The organism is Paenalcaligenes sp. Me52, from assembly GCF_050487965.1.
Classification (GTDB): domain Bacteria; phylum Pseudomonadota; class Gammaproteobacteria; order Burkholderiales; family Burkholderiaceae_B; genus Paenalcaligenes.
The window spans coordinates 1-18181 of sequence record NZ_JBKQFO010000003.1 but is presented as its reverse complement, the minus strand read 5'-3'; the positions used below and the strand labels follow the sequence as shown (position 1 = coordinate 18181).

11 protein-coding genes are annotated in these 18181 nt (G+C 48.8%); 6 read left to right on the top strand and 5 right to left on the bottom strand.

What is annotated here, in order from left to right; genetic code table 11:
* Nucleotides 1-2: 2 nt before the first annotated feature.
* Nucleotides 3-1361 carry an amino-acid N-acetyltransferase gene (gene argA, locus ACLO87_RS14425; protein ID WP_135866840.1) on the bottom strand — a complete coding sequence of 453 codons (1359 nt, stop codon included), beginning with the start codon at nt 1359-1361 and terminating at the stop codon, nt 3-5.
* Between the two features lie 75 nt (nt 1362-1436).
* Here argA and hrpA point away from each other — a divergent pair, with 75 nt between their 5' ends.
* Genes hrpA through ACLO87_RS14405 form a run of 4 tightly spaced genes read left to right on the top strand, consistent with a single transcriptional unit; the run spans nt 1437 to nt 10664 of the window.
* Complete coding sequence (gene hrpA, locus ACLO87_RS14420) at nt 1437-5225, top strand: ATP-dependent RNA helicase HrpA (RefSeq protein ID WP_430224081.1); 3789 nt, start codon at nt 1437-1439, stop codon at nt 5223-5225.
* Nucleotides 5226-5257: 32 nt separating this feature from the next.
* A complete protein-coding gene (gene dnaE / locus ACLO87_RS14415; RefSeq protein ID WP_430224080.1) occupies nt 5258-8737 on the top strand; it encodes a DNA polymerase III subunit alpha in 3480 nt (1159 codons plus the stop codon).
* Between the two features lie 3 nt (nt 8738-8740).
* A complete protein-coding gene (locus tag ACLO87_RS14410) occupies nt 8741-9841 on the top strand; it encodes a glycosyltransferase family 4 protein (RefSeq protein ID WP_430224079.1) in 1101 nt (366 codons plus the stop codon).
* Nucleotides 9834-10664, top strand: coding sequence for a polysaccharide deacetylase family protein (locus tag ACLO87_RS14405; protein ID WP_135866759.1), 831 nt, complete (start codon nt 9834-9836; stop codon nt 10662-10664). The genes ACLO87_RS14410 and ACLO87_RS14405 overlap by 8 nt, the downstream gene beginning before the upstream one ends.
* Before the next feature lie 15 nt (nt 10665-10679).
* Here the strand turns inward: ACLO87_RS14405 and ACLO87_RS14400 are convergent, their stop codons facing one another.
* Genes ACLO87_RS14400 through ACLO87_RS14390 form a run of 3 tightly spaced genes read right to left on the bottom strand, consistent with a single transcriptional unit; the run spans nt 10680 to nt 12621 of the window.
* Nucleotides 10680-10937: a YkgJ family cysteine cluster protein gene (locus tag ACLO87_RS14400; protein WP_135866757.1), complete on the bottom strand. Its 258-nt coding sequence runs from the start codon at nt 10935-10937 to the stop codon at nt 10680-10682.
* A complete protein-coding gene (locus ACLO87_RS14395) occupies nt 10937-11701 on the bottom strand; it encodes a YdcF family protein (protein ID WP_135866755.1) in 765 nt (254 codons plus the stop codon). Before ACLO87_RS14395 ends, ACLO87_RS14400 begins: the two co-directional genes overlap by 1 nt.
* Nucleotides 11698-12621, bottom strand: a complete 924-nt coding sequence (locus ACLO87_RS14390; RefSeq protein WP_430224078.1) for a glycosyltransferase family 9 protein — start codon at nt 12619-12621, stop codon at nt 11698-11700. The genes ACLO87_RS14395 and ACLO87_RS14390 overlap by 4 nt, the downstream gene beginning before the upstream one ends.
* 158 nt (nt 12622-12779) lie before the next feature.
* Here ACLO87_RS14390 and msbA point away from each other — a divergent pair, with 158 nt between their 5' ends.
* Together msbA and ACLO87_RS14380 are read left to right on the top strand one after the other, a co-directional pair.
* Nucleotides 12780-14570, top strand: a complete 1791-nt coding sequence (msbA, locus tag ACLO87_RS14385) for a lipid A export permease/ATP-binding protein MsbA (protein WP_430224077.1) — start codon at nt 12780-12782, stop codon at nt 14568-14570.
* A gap of 51 nt (nt 14571-14621) precedes the next feature.
* Nucleotides 14622-15038, top strand: coding sequence for a hypothetical protein (locus tag ACLO87_RS14380; RefSeq protein WP_135866468.1), 417 nt, complete (start codon nt 14622-14624; stop codon nt 15036-15038).
* A gap of 9 nt (nt 15039-15047) precedes the next feature.
* On the opposite strand, the gene rng is transcribed toward ACLO87_RS14380, so the two are convergent.
* Nucleotides 15048-16511 (bottom strand): ribonuclease G, encoded by a 1464-nt coding sequence (gene rng / locus ACLO87_RS14375; RefSeq protein ID WP_135866467.1) that lies wholly within the window; start codon nt 16509-16511, stop codon nt 15048-15050.
* Between the last annotated feature and the right edge of the window lie 1670 nt (nt 16512-18181).

Genomic DNA, 18181 nt, shown 5'->3' with positions numbered 1-18181 from the left:
CGTCAAAGTTTTTTGATGAATACTAGGCTATTGCGCGAGCGGTTGTACAAAGCCCGTTTTTCTTTGGGAAGATCGGATACACCACCTTGCACAAAACCTCGCTTAATAAACCAATGCGAAGTACGTGTGGTGAGTACGAATAGACGTTTGGCACCCATAGCGCGGGCGCGACTTTCTGCGTGACGCAGCAAGAGTTCACCCTCGCCACTGCCTTGCCATTCCGAATGGACGATCAAACAGGCCATTTCGACCATGCCATCGTCTAGATACGGCGTGACGGAAACACAACCGTAAATAATGCCATCGTGCTCAAGTACGGTGAAACGCTCAACCTCTCGTTCTACCACGGCACGGCCACGCGGTACCAACGTACCATCGGCTTCTAACGGTTCAATTAATTGCAAGATGGACGCAACGTCATCTAGTGTGGCTGGTCGTAGGTCGTCCAGAGTGTCTTCTACCACCATGGTGCCTACACCGTCGTGGGTAAAGATTTCCAGTAAGATACTGCCGTCTAAGGGGTAAGGAACAATGTGAGCACGTGCAATGCCGCGTTTCACGGCTTGAGAAGCACTGCGTAGAAATACGCTAGAGTCTTCGCTGAGCGCATTGGCCTTCAATAACTGATCTGCATCCGCACGCGCCAACTCACCATCAATGGTTTGGTTAGCATCTACATTGGCCAGCGGAGCAGGTGTGAGGTAGATGAGCTTTTCTGCGCGCAAGGCGACAGCTGCATTCAAGGCTAGCTCTTCCATGCCTAAGTCAAAAGCATCACCAGTGGGGGAGAAACCCAGCGGCGACAGCAGTACAATAGCGCCTTGGTCCAGAATCTTACGCATGGATTCAGTATCCATTTTGCGTACAGCCCCTGCGTGTTGGTAATCCACACCATCAATCACGCCTACAGGGCGAGCGGTCACAAAATTACCAGAAATCACGCGTATTTGCGCATGGGACATAGGGGTATTAGGCAAGCCTTGGCTAAAAGCCGCTTCAATATCCAAGCGTATTTCACCTGCTGCTTCTTTGGCGCATTCTAGGGCCGCAGGGCTAGTCGGTGAGGTGCTACGGCCAAAGGTGTTTTTCTCGCCTTTGAGCAGCAGTTGTTCATTAACTTGTGGTCGTGATCCATGCACCAGCACTAAGCGTATGCCCAGTGCAGACAACAAGGATAAATCGGGTATCAGTGTGGACAAGAAGTCGTCAGCGATTAGTTCTCCGCCAAAGCCGACTACAAAGGTTTTGCCACGAAAGCGGTGCACATACGGAGCGACTTCCCTGAACCAGCGTACAAACTGCGCGGGAGCGAATTCTGGTGCATCATGGGCGGAAAGGGTATCGCTGTCATTGTTGCTCATAAGCCTGCCTGAAAGGGTCAGTGATCAAAACCAAAACAAAATTATAATGAGGGACTATTTAGAGAAGCGAGTTTCATGCAAGAGCCTGTAGACGTTGCGGGAAAGCCAACATTTCCCCTAGTAATTGAGTACCCAGAAGAGTTGCCGGTTAGTGCCCGCCGCGAGGAAATCGCGCGTGCCATACAAAAGCATCAAGTAGTTATTGTAAGCGGTGAAACCGGTTCAGGGAAAACCACGCAGCTACCAAAAATTTGTCTAGAGCTTGGGCGCGGCCAGAAAAAAATGATAGGCCATACCCAGCCGCGCCGTTTGGCGGCGACTTCAGTGGCCCAACGCATTGCTGAGGAGCTGAATACCGAGATAGGCGAATGGGTTGGTTACCAAATTCGTTTTGCCGATCGTAGTGGCCCGAACTCAGCCATTAAGCTGATGACGGATGGTATTTTGCTAGCGGAAAGCCAGCGTGATCCTTTGCTGCGCCGCTACGATACCCTGATTATCGATGAGGCGCACGAACGCAGTCTGAATATCGATTTTTTGTTGGGGTTTTTGAAGCAGCTGTTGCAACGACGCAAAGATCTAAAACTGATTATTACGTCAGCGACTATTGATGCGGCAAAATTCGCCGAGCATTTCGCGATGGATGGCGAGCCCGCCCCCGTGATTGAGGTGTCTGGACGCTTATATCCCGTAGAGGTGTTGTATCGCCCTGTCTTGCAAGACAAGAAAACCGAAGAGGGCGCTAAAGAAAAAGACAAAGAGGATGAGCGTGATTTAAATGATGCCATCGTCGATGCAGTGAACGAATGCAGTCGCTATGGCGAAGGCGATATTTTGGTGTTTTTGCCTGGTGAGCGAGAAATTCGTGATGCAGCGGAAAGCCTGCGTAAAGCGCAGTTGCGTGGCACCGAAATTTTGCCGTTGTATGCACGATTAAGTAACGCCGAACAAAGCCGTATTTTCCATCCCCAAGGTAATGCACGCCGAGTGGTGTTGGCGACCAATGTGGCCGAAACCTCATTGACGGTTCCGGGAATACGCTATGTGATTGATAGTGGCTTAGCGCGTATCAAACGTTATTCGTGGCGTAATAAAGTAGAGCAATTACGCATTGAGCCTATTAGCCAAGCATCGGCTAATCAGCGCGCTGGTAGGTGTGGTCGTATAGGTCCCGGTGTATGTATTCGCCTCTATGCGGAGCAAGACTATGCACAACGCCCCGCATTTGGTGATCCAGAAATTTTGCGCTCATCCCTAGCAGGGGTGATTTTGCGCATGAAGGTGCTGAAGCTGGATGACGTTGAGCACTTTCCCTTTGTGGATAAGCCTACAGGGCGCGCCATTGCCGACGGCTATCAACTGTTGCACGAGTTGGGGGCGTTGGATGATGAGCGTCACCTAACTAAAGTGGGGCGTTCATTGGCACACTTGCCAGTGGATCCTCGCGTAGCACGTATGATTTTGGCAGCTCAAGATCAGCAGTGTTTGCATGAAATGCTGATTATTGCGTCAGGCCTGTCTGTACAAGATCCGCGCGAACGCCCTATGAATGATAGGGACGGAGCTGAACGTGCGCACCAGCGTTTTGTGGATGCGCAGTCCGAGTTCATGTCTTTCCTAAAAATGTGGGAATGGTATGGCGAGCAGGTGAAAAGCCGTTTGTCACAGCGCAAACTCAGCAAGGCATTAAAAGATCAATTCTTGTCGCCCATGCGTTTCAGAGAATGGCGCGAGGTGCACAAGCAGTTGTTGAATCTGGTACGCGAAGCCGAATGGCGGTTGAATACCGAGCCAGCAACCTACGAGCAAATCCATTGCGCTTTGTTAACAGGCTTGGTGGCTAACGTAGGCTACAAAGCAGAAGAGGGATCTGTCTATCAAGGTACGCGTGACATACGATTCGTGCTGCACCCAGGCTCTACCTTAGGTAAAAAAGCAGGGCGTTGGGTATTGGCCGGCGAGCTGGTAGAAACCACGCGACTGTTTGCCCGTTGCTTGGCGCGTATAGAACCACAATGGATTGAAAAAGTTGCTGATCATTTGCTGAAAAAGCTATGGTCGGACCCACGCTGGGATAAACGCAGCGGCAGAGTGGTAGCGAACGAACGGGCAACGTTGTACGGCTTGCAAATCTATAACGGTAGACGTGTGCACTATGGTCGTATTAATCCAGAAGAGTCTCGTGAGATATTCATACGCGATGCGTTAGTCGCAGGTGAAATTCAGTCAACGCTACCGTTTTTGCGCCATAACAAGCAGCAAGTTCAGGCTATTGAAAAGCTGGAACATCAGGCACGACGCCCCGATATTTTGGTGGACGACAGCTTGATTCAGGCCTTTTACGAACGCCACATTCCTGCGCATATCTACCAAACTGCGACGCTAGAGAAGTGGTACAAGGGGCTGGATAAACAGCAAGCTGCTGCGCTGCTGCTGAATCGTGAAGAGCTGATGCGTCACGATGCGGCAGGGATCACCACCGATGTATTTCCCCGCAGTGTGACGTGGGAAGGGGTGGCGATGGCGTTGGACTATCACTTTGAGCCAGGCTCATTGCGTGATGGTGTCACCATGACAGTGCCGGTGTTTCAGTTAAATAGACTGCATAACCAGCGTTGTGAATGGCTAGTTCCTGGCATGTTGAAAGAGAAAGTGCAGTGGTTGTTGCGTTCCTTGCCACAACGACTGCGCCGACATTGTGTGCCTATTCCTGACTATGCTGAAGGCTTCCATGAACGTTGGTTCGAGCAGGCACAAGATCCTAAAATTTCGCTGATTCAGGCGTTGATTGAGGATGTGTGGCAAGAACGTAGACAGCGTTTGCAAGCCACCGACTTCAAACCTGAAACGTTGCCAGCCCACTTGTTTATGAACTTTAAAGTGGTGGATGAGCATGGGCGTATGCTGGCTGGCGGTCGCAATCTGGATAAGTTGAAAGCGGAACACGGTAAAAAAGCACAAGAGTCTTTCCAACGATTGGCGGCAGAAGATACTGAAGTGGCTAAAGCCTTGGATCATGAGCAGATTACAGAGTGGTCTTTTGGCGAGCTACCAGAACTGCTGGAAATACGTAGGAACCAGCGTAGTGTGGTTGGCTACCCTGCCTTGGTGGATCAAGGCGAGTACTGCGAACTGGACGTGTTTGATGAGCCAGAGCAAGCGATGCGTCAGCATAGAGCAGGGCTGCGCAGACTGTTCCGAATCGCGCTGCGTGAACCGCTGAAGTTTCAGGAGAAGAACATTCCTGATCTCACCAAAATGAGCATGTTGTTTATGCCATTAGGTACACAAAATGTGCTACGTGATCAAATCTTGGATGCGGCTATTGATAGCGTATGTTTGATGGATCCATTGCCTGTGAATGCCGAGCAGTTTGCGGCACGTGTGGAGCAAGCTCGACCACGCTTAGGATTGATTGTGCGTGAGATTGCCCGTCAGACCTTATTGGTTCTGACCGAATGGACAGCATTGCAGCGCAAAATCGTGGGTATTAAGAGCCATACGCAAACCTACGAAGACATGCAAGCGCATCAATCCCGTTTGATGCATAAGGCCTTTATCAGCGACAATAGTCCTCAGCGGTTGGCGCACTTCCCGCGTTACCTGAAGGCAGCACAGGTACGTATTGATAAGTTACGTACTGATCCAGCGCGAGATGCACGTTGGATGGCAGAATTACTACCATTGCAGACCAAGTTTTTGCGAGCGGTTGTGGCAGCCAAAGGGGCGGAAGACCAGCAGTTGGAAGAGTTCCGTTGGATGCTGGAAGAGTTGCGGGTCTCGCTGTTTGCGCAAGAGTTGCGCACCCCCATGCCAATTTCCGCCAAGCGGTTGGAAAAAGCATGGGCAGCCATGCAACGCTAAATACGAATTGAATACAGGTTGGCACTATAACGATGACGAGTTTTCCTTTTGTGCATTTACGTAGCCACTCCGAATTTTCGGTGGTGGATGGTATAGCACGCATACCAAACTTGGTATCTAGAGCAGTAGCTTCAGAGCAGCCCGCAATGGCGCTTACCGATTTATGTAACTTGTTCGGGCTGATCAAGTTCTATAAAGAAGCACGCAAAAAAGGTATCAAGGCGATAGCTGGTTCTGATTTATGGGTGGAAAACGAGCACGACCGAGAAAAACCTTTCCGTCTGTTGGTATTGGTGATGAATCACCAAGGTTATTTAGACCTGTGTGATCTGCTGACCAAAGCATGGTTAGAGAACCAATACAAAGGGCGTGGCGAAGTACGTCGTGAGTGGTTAGAGAACCAACAAAATCTGATTTTATTGTCCGGCGGACGCATGGGCGATATTGGTCAGGCTATTGATGCAGGTAATGCCGATTTGGCGCGTGAGTATGCCAACTTCTGGGCAGAGCATTATCCCAATCGTTTCTATATCGAGTTACAACGTGCAGGCCACGATGGCGATGATGCATATGTGCACGCCGCATGTGGTTTGGCGGCTGAGCTAAAACTTCCTGTAGTAGCTACACACCCCATTCAGTTCATGGAGCCCGACGATTTCCGTGCTCACGAAGTGCGGGTGTGTATTGCAGAAGGCGAACAGTTGGCGAACCCACGCCGTGTTAAACGCTTTACTACCGAGCAGTACTTTTTAGATTCTGAGGCGATGTACAGCAAGTTTGCTGATATCCCTTCAGCGTTGGCTAACACCATAGAGATTGCTAAGCGTTGTAACTTGACGCTGACCTTGGGTAAAGCGTGCTTGCCTGACTTCCCCACACCAGACGGTATGAGTCTGGATGACTTCTTGGTGCAAGAAGCCATAGCGGGGCTAGATGTGCGCATGAAGCAGTTGTATCCCAATGAAGAGGAACGCAACGCGCAGTACCCCGAATACCGTAAGCGCTTAGATTGGGAGTGCAACACCATTGTGACGATGGGGTTCCCTGGCTACTTCCTGATCGTGGCTGACTTTATTAACTGGGGTAAAAATAACGGTGTGCCTGTAGGGCCGGGCCGTGGTTCAGGTGCGGGTTCGTTGGTGGCCTACAGTTTGGGTATTACTGACCTAGATCCTCTGCGTTATGACTTGCTGTTCGAGCGATTCCTGAATCCTGAACGGGTATCCATGCCTGACTTCGATATCGACTTTTGTCAGGATAACCGTGAGCGGGTCATTGACTATGTGAAGCAGAAGTACGGCCCGCAGGCGGTCAGTCAGATTGCCACCTTTGGTACCTTGGGGGCGAAGGCTGTAGTGCGTGACGTAGGGCGTGTATTAGAGCTGCCTTATAGCATGTGTGATGGTTTATCTAAGCTGATTCCTTTTAGTCCGGCTGACCCGTGGACGTTGTCGCGTGCCTTGTCCGACGAACCAGCGTTCAAAGACCGCTACGAAAACGACGAAGAAGTACGCGCGCTCATTGACTTGGCTAAGCCTTTAGAAGGTTTGACACGAAGTGTAGGTATGCACGCTGGGGGCGTGTTGATTGCTCCCGGGAAACTGGTGGACTTCTGCCCGTTGTACCGACAGCCTGGCATCGATACCAATGCAGTATCCCAATACGATAAAGATGACGTTGAACAAGCCGGCTTGGTGAAGTTTGACTTCTTGGGCCTGCGCAACTTGACTATTTTGGACTGGGCAGAAAAGTACGTACGTGCTTTTAACCCATCCAGAACGGATTTCAACTTGATGTCCTTATCCTTAGACGATCCAGATGCGTACCGCATCTTGTGTGAGGGTAATACTACCGCCGTGTTCCAGCTCGAATCACGGGGGATGAAAGAGTTGCTGCGCAGTCTGCGTCCCAGCAACTTTGAAGACATTATTGCGATGTTGGCGTTGTATCGTCCCGGTCCGTTAGAGTCAGGGATGGTGGTGGACTTCGTGAACCGTAAGCATGGTAGGGCAGAGGTAGATTACTTCCACCCAGACCTAGAATCTGTACTGACCAGCACCTACGGGGTGATTGTGTATCAGGAACAGGTGATGCTGATTTCACAGATCATCGGCGGCTATTCGCTAGGTGGCGCTGACTTACTGCGCCGTGCGATGGGTAAGAAAAAACCCGAAGAAATGGCTAAGCACCGTGAGATCTTTGAGAAAGGTGCAGTAGCAAAGGGCTACGATGGCGACTTGGCGGTAAAACTGTTTGACCTGATGGAAAAATTCGCAGGCTACGGTTTTAACAAGAGTCACTCGGCGGCGTATGCGCTGATTGCCTACCATACGGCATGGTTGAAAGCGCATCATCCAGCTGAGTTTTTGGCGGCGACGATGTTGTCTGATATGGACGACACCGACAAAGTACAGATTTTCTGGCAAGACGCTCTAGCTAACGGTATTGAGGTGTTGCCGCCGGACATTAACGCGTCTAACTACCGCTTCGAGCCGGTACAAGACCGTTACACCAAAGAAGGTAAACCGCCTCGCACAATTCGATACGGTTTGGGAGCGGTAAAAGGTACGGGCCAAGCGGCAGTAGAGTCTATCGTTGAGGCGCGTAAAGCAGGCGGCAATTTCACGAGTTTGTTTGATTTCTGCCGTAGGGTAGACCGACAGGTAGTGAATAAACGTACCATTGAAGCGCTGATTCGTGCTGGTGCGTTTGATAGCGTGGAAGAAAACCGCGCAGCTTTGCTGACATCGCTAAGCCATGCCGTAGAAGCTGCGGACCAGGTGGCGCGTAATGCCAACCAAGCCAGTTTGTTTGACGACAGCGGTACCGATGAAATTGTAGAAAGCGAGTTGGCGCGTGTGCGTCCGTGGGATTTACAAACCAAACTGCGCGAAGAAAAAACGGCTATTGGTTTTTATTTCAGCGCCCATCTGTTCGATGCGTGGCGCGACGAAGTACGACGTTTTGCACCACGTCCATTAGCAAAGCTAGAACCATCGCGTTCACCGCAATGGTTTGCAGGCGTTTTGGCCTCGGTACGAGTGCGCATGACCCGTAGAGGGAAAATGCTGTATGCCTTATTGGATGATGGTTCTGCACAAGTAGAAGTATCCATCTTTAATGAAGTGTTTGAGGCGAACAAACAGCACTTACGTGAAGACCAACTGGTGATTATTCAAGGTAAAGTGAGCCATGATGATTACACCGGTGGTTTGCGAGTCACTGCAGATGAGATTCTTAGTTTGCAGGGGGCGCGTGAGGCACGGGCTCGCAGTCTGAGCTTAGTGTTGCGTGACAATCAAGATGTGCAGCGTTTGCGTCAGGTATTAAATCCTTTTAGAGCAGAGCCTGAAAACAATATCCCGGGGGTGTGGGTAGATGTGCAGATACATAATCCCGACTACTCCTGCACCGTACGTTTGGGCGAAGAGTGGCGTGTACGTTTGGCGGACTCTATGTTTGTGCAAATTACCGATTGGCTTGGCGAGGAAGCCATGGAGATCGAATACTAAATTATGCGTAAATTAAGCATTTTATTTGCAGAAGCTGCCACCAGTTATGGCGGTCAAGAGCGCTATGTGCACCGTTTGATGCTAGAGCTCAGAGCAAAAGGTCACAAGGTAGAAATGCTGTGCCAGCCGCAGGCTCAATTGCGCCAGTTGTTAGAGCAAGATGGGTTTGTGGTGCATACCGTCAGAATGAAAAAAGGTATGGATTTCTGGCGTAATTTGTTCCGCCTGCGTAAGTTCTTTAAAACGCATCACTACGATGTGGTGAACACGGCTAGCCGTATTGATAGCGTGCAAGTAGGTATTCCAGCTAGATTGGCTGGAGTGCCGTTGGTTGTACGTAGTCGACATCTAGCCAGACCTATTGGGTCGCTGCTGACGTACAAATGGATTCCACATCGGTTAATTACTGTTAGTGAGTTTGTGCGTAAGCAGATTACCGATAGAGGTATAGATCCGGATCACGTAGATATTGCACCACCTGCGGTGAATCTACCTGATCCATTACCGCCACAAAAGCTGCGCGCGGAATTAGGGCTGCAGCCTGACGATTTAATCGTGGGCAGTATTGCCGTGTTGCGTAGACCCAAAGGGATGGATACGCTGATTGATGCGATGGTGCCTTTGATGAGTACAAACAGCAAGGTGCACTTGGTCATCGTGGGCGATGGCGGCGAGATGCAACGCTTGCAAGAACAAGCCAAACAGTCTGGTGTGAGTCAGCAAGTGCATTTTATGGGGACACGTAATGATGTCCCTGAGCTAATCGGTGACTTTGATGTGTTTGCGTTGGCTACACATATAGAGGCTTCGGGCACGGCATTTGCTGAGGCTGCTGCGGCACGTGTGCCTGTAGTAGGTACAGATGTGGGCGGTGTGTCCGAAATGATGGTGCCTGGTAAAAGTGGTTTTGTGGTGCCGTTTGGCGATACGTCAGCACTAACACAAGCCATAGGGCAGTTATTGGATAACCCAGAGTTACGTCATGAAATGGGCGAAATCGGCTATCAGTACGGAATTGTAGAAAATCGATTCACCTTAAAGGCACTGTGCGATCAAACTGAGCGCAGCTATTACCGTTGGTTGGAGCAACTACACCATGTTTAAGTCTTCAGTACCTGTGTTGATGTACCACCACGTACGTCCTGGTGGTGGCATGATAGGTTGCACGCCAGAAAACTTTGAAGACCAACTGCGTTGGTTGAAAAAAGAGGGCTACAAATCACTGACTCTGGATGAGTTTGCTCAGCATCTTGACGGTAAGGATCAAGGTAAAGCAGTACTGATTACCTTTGATGATGGTTACTTGGATAACTGGGTGTATGCGTTTCCACTGCTGCAGAAATACCAGTTTAAGGCCACCATATTTTTGGTGACCTCATGGTTGCATCATGGTCCTGTGCGTCCTGTCATGGGGCAAGACAATGTACCAAACTGCCCCGAACATCGAGAGTGCGAAGAGCTGATTGATGCAGGGCGTAGTGATGAGGTGATTGCTCGCTGGAGCGAAGTAGAAGCAATGCGCGAAAGTGGCCTGATTGAGTTTCATAGCCACACCCATACGCACACGCGTTGGGACTTAATGCCCGCAGAAGCCAAGAATGATCGTATGCAGTGGGAACTAGAGCAATCCCGTTTGTGCTTGCAAAAAGAGCTAGGGGAAGTCTCTCAGCACTTGTGTTGGCCGCAAGGTTATTTTGATGAGGACTACATTGCCATTGCTCAGAAAAATGGCTTTAGTCATCTGTACACGACCATGGCATTCGGTAGAAATACATCAGATACAGACAGTGCTCGTATCCACCGGTTTGCGGTACGCAATCGTCCAGCAAAAACATTGGCAAAGCGCATACGCGCCAGCCACCATCCGCTGATTGCGCCAGTATTTAATAATTGGAAGTTACTCAGTAGAAAACTGAAAAGCCGTTAAACCTACTGAGAAAGCTTAGGAGGGAAGCGTCAGGCGCTCTAAGGTGCCTAGCCAAATGAGCGCTTCTTCTCTTGAACTGCCACACATTTCTTCAGAGGGCTGCAAGCCAGCACAGCAACTGGGTCTTTCTGGTTGACCAAAAATCTTGCAGCGCAATTGTTCATCTAACTGTATACAGGGCGTGCCAGCAGGTTTGCCGTGTGGCATGCCCGGTATAGGGCTGCTGATAGAGGGGGCGGTGCAACATGCCCCACACTCTGGTCTGCATTGCATTAAATCCAGCCTCTAGTCCAGTAAACGATCAAGCCTACATACTCTTTGATGATAGAGCGACTGGCGTGTAATGTGCGCCAAGAAGGTATCCAAAGATCTACGTCACTGTGTTCGGGCAATAGAATTTGCGGTGCTACCGGGGCAGGAATCACCTCTATGCCACGGTTCTCAAATGTTGCCATTGAACGTGGCATATGTAGAGAAGAGGTCACTAGCAAGACTTTGGTAATGCCGTTAGTGCGTAGCTTGTTAATGCTGAAAAGGGCATTTTCGCGAGTGTTTTGGCTTTCACGCTCTAGTAGGATTTTATTGCTAGGTACATGTAATTGTTCCAACGAACGCGCCATCATTTGAGCTTCGCTCATGCCGCCATCAAAGGCTGCGCCAGACACAATAATTTGTGGGGCTTTACCTGCGGCATAGAGCGCGGCTGCATAATCCACGCGCGATAATGTGTTGTTGGTATCTAGCTCTTCAAACCAGTTCTTGCGGTTATTGGCTGTATGCCCACCCAACACAATAATGGCTTGTGCATCAGGGATTTTTTCTAAGGCTTGATGGGGGTAACGTTGCTCTAAGTAACCGCCTGCCCATAAGGTCACGCCAGGCAATGACCAGCCTACTACCCATGCGACTGCTGTTAGTGTTAACAGGGCGGCAAGCTTGCGCCATCGAATCAAGAAAAACAACAGCGCTATGACAACGAGTGCGCCGGCTAGGTTTATAGGAATAACGAGTTGGGGGAGCCAGGAGGTCAGGTTCATACTACGACTTTCTCGTGTGCGTTTAACAATGCTTGGCTTGCTTGCACTACCTCTTCCAAAGTAGGCCACTTGCCTTGTTCACCCAAGCTATGGGCAACGGGAGACCATGGGCCCGTGCGAGAAGGAGATGTCACACCAAAGAGACTAAGCTGTTGAGCGCCCACTGCTGCTGCTAAGTGGGAGACGCCAGAGTCATTACACACCACAAGGGCAGCGTGTTGGCATAGTGCTGCAAAACTATCTAATGGTAAAGCAGGCAGGATGGGAATGGTAGGGGCTTGTTGATGTGCAGCGTCCACCTCATTCGCCGGTGGGCACATGATGATGGGGAGCCCCAAAGGCTCTAGTGCAGCATATAACTGCTCATAGGAGGCCCATGTTTTAATTTGGCCTTTATGTATGCCCTTGGCTGTAGGGGCGAGCAAAACAAAGCGTCCAGACTCAAGCCCTGATTCGCGCATCTTTTGTAAGCACAGGGCTTCAGCTTCAGGACGTAGTTGCAATGCTAGTGTTGTAGAGGGTTGTTCCGGTAAGGAAATCTGCCACTGTTGGCAGGCACGATGTGCCAAGTAATACCAGAACTCTACGGCATGCATAGGCGTTTCTGGTTTTTTCTCAGGCCATTTCAGCAAGATAGCGCGGCCTTCGTCGCGGTATCCCGCACTACGTAGTCCCGCTAGTTTGAATACCAAAGCGCTGGATAGTGAGTCAGGTAGAATGAGGCCGTATGCGGTAGAGTGGCTGTGTTGCTGACGGAATTGGCGTACCCGAGTAGCATCAGCAACGGTTTTGCCTTCCATAACCACTATCCCCTCCAGTTGTGGGGCATAGGCAGACAATAAATTCTTAGCCCATGGGCGAGCACACACTACAATTCGTGCACGCTGTTGCAGCAGTGCATGCAGTATGGGTAAGCACATGAGGCAATCACCCACCCAATTGGGCATCCGTAGGTAAATAACAGGGGATTCAGTGGTGGTGGAAACAGGCATACAAACAGCATCAAGTCATGGGTTGAGTACTGGGTGCATATCAGCGTTAAAATGCACGCAGACTCTTAGTATAAAGTGAGCCACAGTTGAAGACACAAAAACTATCATCGGATCTTAAAAAGCAGTTATTTGATGCCGACGTTTGGCCGCGTATTTATAGGCGCGTAGCCCCGTACTGGAAACTCACCGTTGTAGCACTGATCTTGGTGGTAATTGTTGCCGCTACTAAACCTGTGCTGGCTCTGATTATGGAACCGTTGCTGGATGAGGGTTTCTCTGGTGTTAAACCACACTATGTGTGGAGCATCCCGCTGGTCATTGTGATTCTGATGTTCGTACGCGGTGTGGCCTCATTTGGTAGTGATTATTTATTGGCACTGATTGCCAACAATATGCTGCGCACCATGCGTGCAGATATGTTTTCCAAATTGCTAACCTTGCCTGACTCGTATTTTAAGCGTGGCGATACAGGTAGGCTATTAAACCGCTTCACCATTGATGCCAATACGATGGCCACAGTGGCAACCGAAGTGATCACCGTTTTGGTGCGTGAAAGTATTGCGATCGTAGCGTTGATCGCCGTGCTGTTTTATATGTCGTGGCAGCTCACACTCATTGTGTTCATTATGCTGCCCATCTCGTTTATCACCGCCCGTATCGTGGCGTTGCGCTTGAAGAAAATCAATCGTGACACCATCAACATGAACGCCGAGATGGTGCGAGTGGTAAGTGAAACGATTGAAGGCGAGCGTGTTGTTAAGCTGTTTAATGGCTATGAGCACGAAACTGAACGTTTTGTGTACGTCAACGGTAGGCTGCGTAGGTTTGCAATGCGTGCCGCTACCGCTAATGCAGCGCTGTCACCTATTACTCAATTCTTTATTTCCTTGGCCGTTGCGGGTGTGGTTGCGATGGCGTTGTACCAGTCGTCTGTAGACGGCTTAACAGTAGGTAGCTTTGCGGCCTTTTTGGGTGCGTTGGCTCAGTTGTTTGACCCTATTCGTCGCCTCACTGGCATGGCTGGAACTACGCAGCGTATGTTGGTAGCCGCAGAAAGTGTGTTTTCGTTGATTGATGCGGAAGTAGAACCCGAAGGCGCTAAAACAGCACTGCCTACCCCTGTGAAAGGCAATGTGGAATATCGTCAGGTGACACACGCTTTTGATGGTTCCGATAACCCTGTGGTGAATAACCTAAGCTTCAGTGCTAAATCGGGACAAACTATTGCGTTAGTAGGGCGCTCTGGTAGCGGTAAAACCACCTTGGCGAATATGCTGCCGCGTTTTATCGTGCCAGACAGCGGTCAGGTACTGATTGATGGTATCGATATCCAAGATCTAGATTTGCGCACATTGCGGGCTCAGATTTCTATGGTTAGCCAAGATGTAGTGTTGTTCGAGGGAAGTATCCGTGACAACGTTGCCTATGGTGGCTACTCAGGGAAAACAGACGAAGAGGTGTGGGCGGCGCTTGAGGCGGCAAGCTTGGCTGATTTTGTGCGTTCTTTACCAGAAGGGCTAAATGCTCCTGTGGGTGAGAAAGCAAACATGTTGTCGGGTGGCCAGCGCCAGCGGTTAGCGATTGCTAGAGCGTTGATTAAAGATAGTCCTATTTTGATTTTGGATGAAGCAACATCCGCTTTGGATAATGAGTCTGAATGGCAGATTCAGAATGCGCTAGATAAGCTGATGGAGAATCGTACTACCTTGGTGATTGCCCATAGGCTCACAACCATCCAAAATGCCAACTCAATTTTGGTATTGGAGAAAGGCCAAATTGCAGAGCAAGGCACACATCAAGAGTTACTGAATTTGGGCGGTATGTATGCGTCGCTCTATAACATGGAGTTCACCGAGAAAGCAGACGGTGAGCAGTAAAGCTAGTAAGACCAAATAAACCGCAGAGAACTTCTAGAAAGGAAAGCAGGTATGAAAGTGTTGGGGAAAATCGTGGCATTGGCCGCTGTAGGTTTGGCTGGTTGTGTGGCAACGGCGCCAGTGAGTCAAGATCAGTCCACATTGCGCCAAGAGCAGTATCAGCGAGATACATATCGCTTCTACAGCTCTCTGGCTGAAATCCAGCAAAACCTATTTGCTAACCAACGTCTTTGCGGTTCAGAGTTCGAGTGGTCGTTGGATCCGTATCAAATACATTACGCTACCGTCGTCTATAAACCTAAACCAGGCATAGAAACCAAAGAAAGCATTTTGTTTGATTTGACGTCGTACGGAACTGGCTACGTAGAAGCTACGGTTTACAGTTATTTCCCAATGTCGGGCAAAGAAGCAACAAGGGCCTTGCGCATTTTGCAAGACCCTAAAGTGTGCTGGGGTACAGAAGGTTAATGGTTGTAGTTAGAACAGTATGATGTCGTACTGTTCTTGAGCGTGCTGGGGATCTACTTCCAGGGAAATAGGTTTACCGATGAAGTCCCCAGTTTGAGCTAAGTGCTCACTTTCTTCCTCTAGGAATAAATCCACCACTTCTTGTGATGCCAGAACCCTGAACTCTTTGGGGTTGAATTGTCTGGCTTCACGAAGCACCTCACGCAAAATGTCATAACAAATAGTGCGAGAGGTTTTGACGCTACCGCGTGATTGGCAGGTAGGGCAGGGCTCGCATAGCAAGTTATTCAGTGACTCTCTGGTGCGTTTGCGTGTCATTTCGACCAAGCCTAGCTGGCTGAAATTACTGACGGTGATGCGAGTGCGGTCTTTACTCAGCGCTGTTTGCAGTTCATTTAATACGCTTTGGCGGTGTTCATCGTTATCCATATCGATGAAGTCCAACACAATAATGCCACCTAAGTTCCTCAATCGCAGTTGACGGGCAATCGTGCCAGCAGCTTCCAAGTTGGTTTTAAAAATCGTATCGCCAAAATTGCGACCACCCACGTAACCGCCAGTGTTTACGTCTACTGTGGTTAGCGCTTCTGTTTGGTCAATAATTAAATAACCACCTGATTTCAAATCTACTCGTCTTGATAGGGCACGTGAAATCTCTTCATCAACATGCACGGTATCGAAAAGGGGGCGGGTACCGGTGTAGAGTTGAATTCTGTCTAGTACTGAAGGCGTATAAATCTCAGCCCACTCTTTCATTTGCTGGGTGACGGTACGCGAATCAACAATAATGTTGTGAGTTTCCGGTGTGACCATATCGCGCAGCACGCGTTGGGTTAGATCTAAATCGGTGTACAGCGTAGAAGGGCAAGGTTGGGTACGTAAACGCTGTTGGATAATGCTCCACAGCTTACGCAAGTATTCGCAGTCAGCACGTAACTCTTCGTCGCTTGCTTGCTCAGCTTGAGTACGTACGATGAATCCGCCTTTCTCATCAGGGCTATTTAGCGCTTCAATTTTTTCCCTAAGCGAAATACGCAGAGCTTCGTCTTCTATGCGTTGTGATACACCAATGTGGGGATCAAAAGGCAAATAGACCAACATGCGGCCAGCAATACTAACTTGCGTGGAAACCCTGGCCCCTTTTGTACCTAATGGATCTTTGGTTACCTGAACAATTAACGATTGGCCTTCAAATAGCAGTTTTTCTATGGGAGTAGGATTACTGCCGTTTAAGCGTTCAGTGCGGTTCTGGCGTAAATCTGAAATATGTACGAACGCTGCGCGTTCTTGTCCTATATCTATAAATGCACTTTGCATACCAGGCAGCACACGAGCTACCTTGCCAAGATAAATGTTGCCTACGAAGCCACGTTGGATGCTGCGCTCTATGTGCAGTTCTTGCACAGCCCCTTGCTCTACGACGACCGCGCGAGTTTCAAAGGGGGTAATGTTAATCAGAATGTCTTCAGGCATGTTTGTAGTGACAAAGTTGCAATCAACCCAGTGTAGGGCGAAGTTTAGGAAGGTGCTAGTGCTCTATTCTATATAGTAAGAACAGTAAGAGCCTCTTGAATCCGTAGAAATACTTCAGAAAAATCGCTAGAGATAGTTCTAGCTGAGGCGGGCTTGTGTATTTTGTTACCTAGATGAGGGGCTTGTTGCTCCTCTTAATATAGAGAGTTGTGCATGTGATGAGGGTAGGCGAATCCACGCCAGATAGAAGATAACGGAATCGATCAGGCTTTTAGAGCTTGTTCGTTGTCTCTAAAAATAATGTTATTCACCATTTACCAGCGAAAAGTTCGCGACAGGGTATGAGTGGGCTATATTGTTTGTGCCTGGCTGTGAGTATGTCTATATAGAGTATGTGGGGAGCGCTTGTGCGGTTGTTGGCTAGAGGGTAGATGGCTCGCTTGGTGAGATAAGTAGAGCGGACAGGAAAAAGATGATCCTGCATTCCTACAGAACAATTACAGCAGTCATTTTTGATCTTAGCGACAGAGATGTGCTGCGGACTCTATATATAAGAGAGATGTAGCTAGCAAGAAAAGGCATGTATAGATCGTAGGCTTACAGAGTCTGGCTATTTAGGTGTTGCCGCTTAATAAGGAATAGCAAAAGGTTGTTATAGGGCAAGGTACCTTAGCCATGCACGCTATGCTCTTACTTTAGCGAGTGCGGCTGGTTAGTAGTGGAGCGGTGGTCAACTGAACTATATCTATATAGATAGCAATGAGCGAATTGCATCTCATCGTAGGTGTCTCGAGTATTCCTCCTATAACTTGATAATGGTGTGTCAGCGATACTTCTACCGAAGAGACTAGAGATATATAAGAGGAGCGTTCTATGAGCAGGTCATAAATGTGAGTGATCAAGATCTGTGGTGTGCACATCTACCTAGCTATATATAGAAAGGCGGCTTTGCTGTTCGCTGGCTACCAAGAGAAGATATGACAGGAGTGAGATGAACAGGTCAGTACTGTACGTTAGTTAGTTAGTTAGTTAGTTAGTTAGTTAGTTAGTTAGTTAGTTAGTTAGTTAGTTAGTTAGTTAGTTAGTTAGTTAGTTAGTTAGTTAGTTAGTTAGTTAGTTAGTTGCGGGCTTCAAACGGGTTCTTTGTGAGAGTCTTCTGGTCTCTCGAAAATATTTCAAACCGTAACCTATTGAATTTATGGGGGTTTGAAAATATCTTCATAAAATCTTCATTTATTTGTCATAAAGAGCTTGTGCGGGCGTGATTGATGGTGCTATAGTTTCGTTTCTTCGTTGCAAGGCATACGGGTTTTCCCTAGGTGGATCCCAAGCTCAAACAACGAAAGCCAAGTAAAACAAACGTTTGACAGGCAGCAGGGAAAAGGACTATAGTTCACTCCCTTGTTTGAAAAGCAGTTTGCTTCACAAGGTAGCGGTCTTCTACGGAAGGTTGCGATTCATCCGAAAGGGTGAAACGGCAAGAAAATAAATCTTGACAAGTTTTAAAAAACCATGTTAAAGTTTCTTTCTTTGCTGAAGAGCGCAAAACTTAATTTTCAGGTTTGAGAGTTAATTTTTGTGAGTGGTTTTGAAGTAGTTTCGGTTTTAAATGTTTTGAAAATAAACGCTTGACACCAAAAACAAATTGCTTCATAATTTCACTTCTCTGG

Coding starts and splice junctions, on each gene's coding strand:
- argA (WP_135866840.1), bottom strand. CDS start 1,361: ATGAGCAACAATGACAGCGATACCCTTTCCGCCCATGATGCACCAGAA.
- hrpA (WP_430224081.1), top strand. CDS start 1,437: ATGCAAGAGCCTGTAGACGTTGCGGGAAAGCCAACATTTCCCCTAGTA.
- dnaE (WP_430224080.1), top strand. CDS start 5,258: ATGACGAGTTTTCCTTTTGTGCATTTACGTAGCCACTCCGAATTTTCG.
- ACLO87_RS14410 (WP_430224079.1), top strand. CDS start 8,741: ATGCGTAAATTAAGCATTTTATTTGCAGAAGCTGCCACCAGTTATGGC.
- ACLO87_RS14405 (WP_135866759.1), top strand. CDS start 9,834: ATGTTTAAGTCTTCAGTACCTGTGTTGATGTACCACCACGTACGTCCT.
- ACLO87_RS14400 (WP_135866757.1), bottom strand. CDS start 10,937: ATGCAATGCAGACCAGAGTGTGGGGCATGTTGCACCGCCCCCTCTATC.
- ACLO87_RS14395 (WP_135866755.1), bottom strand. CDS start 11,701: ATGAACCTGACCTCCTGGCTCCCCCAACTCGTTATTCCTATAAACCTA.
- ACLO87_RS14390 (WP_430224078.1), bottom strand. CDS start 12,621: ATGTGCTTACCCATACTGCATGCACTGCTGCAACAGCGTGCACGAATT.
- ACLO87_RS14380 (WP_135866468.1), top strand. CDS start 14,622: ATGAAAGTGTTGGGGAAAATCGTGGCATTGGCCGCTGTAGGTTTGGCT.
- rng (WP_135866467.1), bottom strand. CDS start 16,511: ATGCCTGAAGACATTCTGATTAACATTACCCCCTTTGAAACTCGCGCG.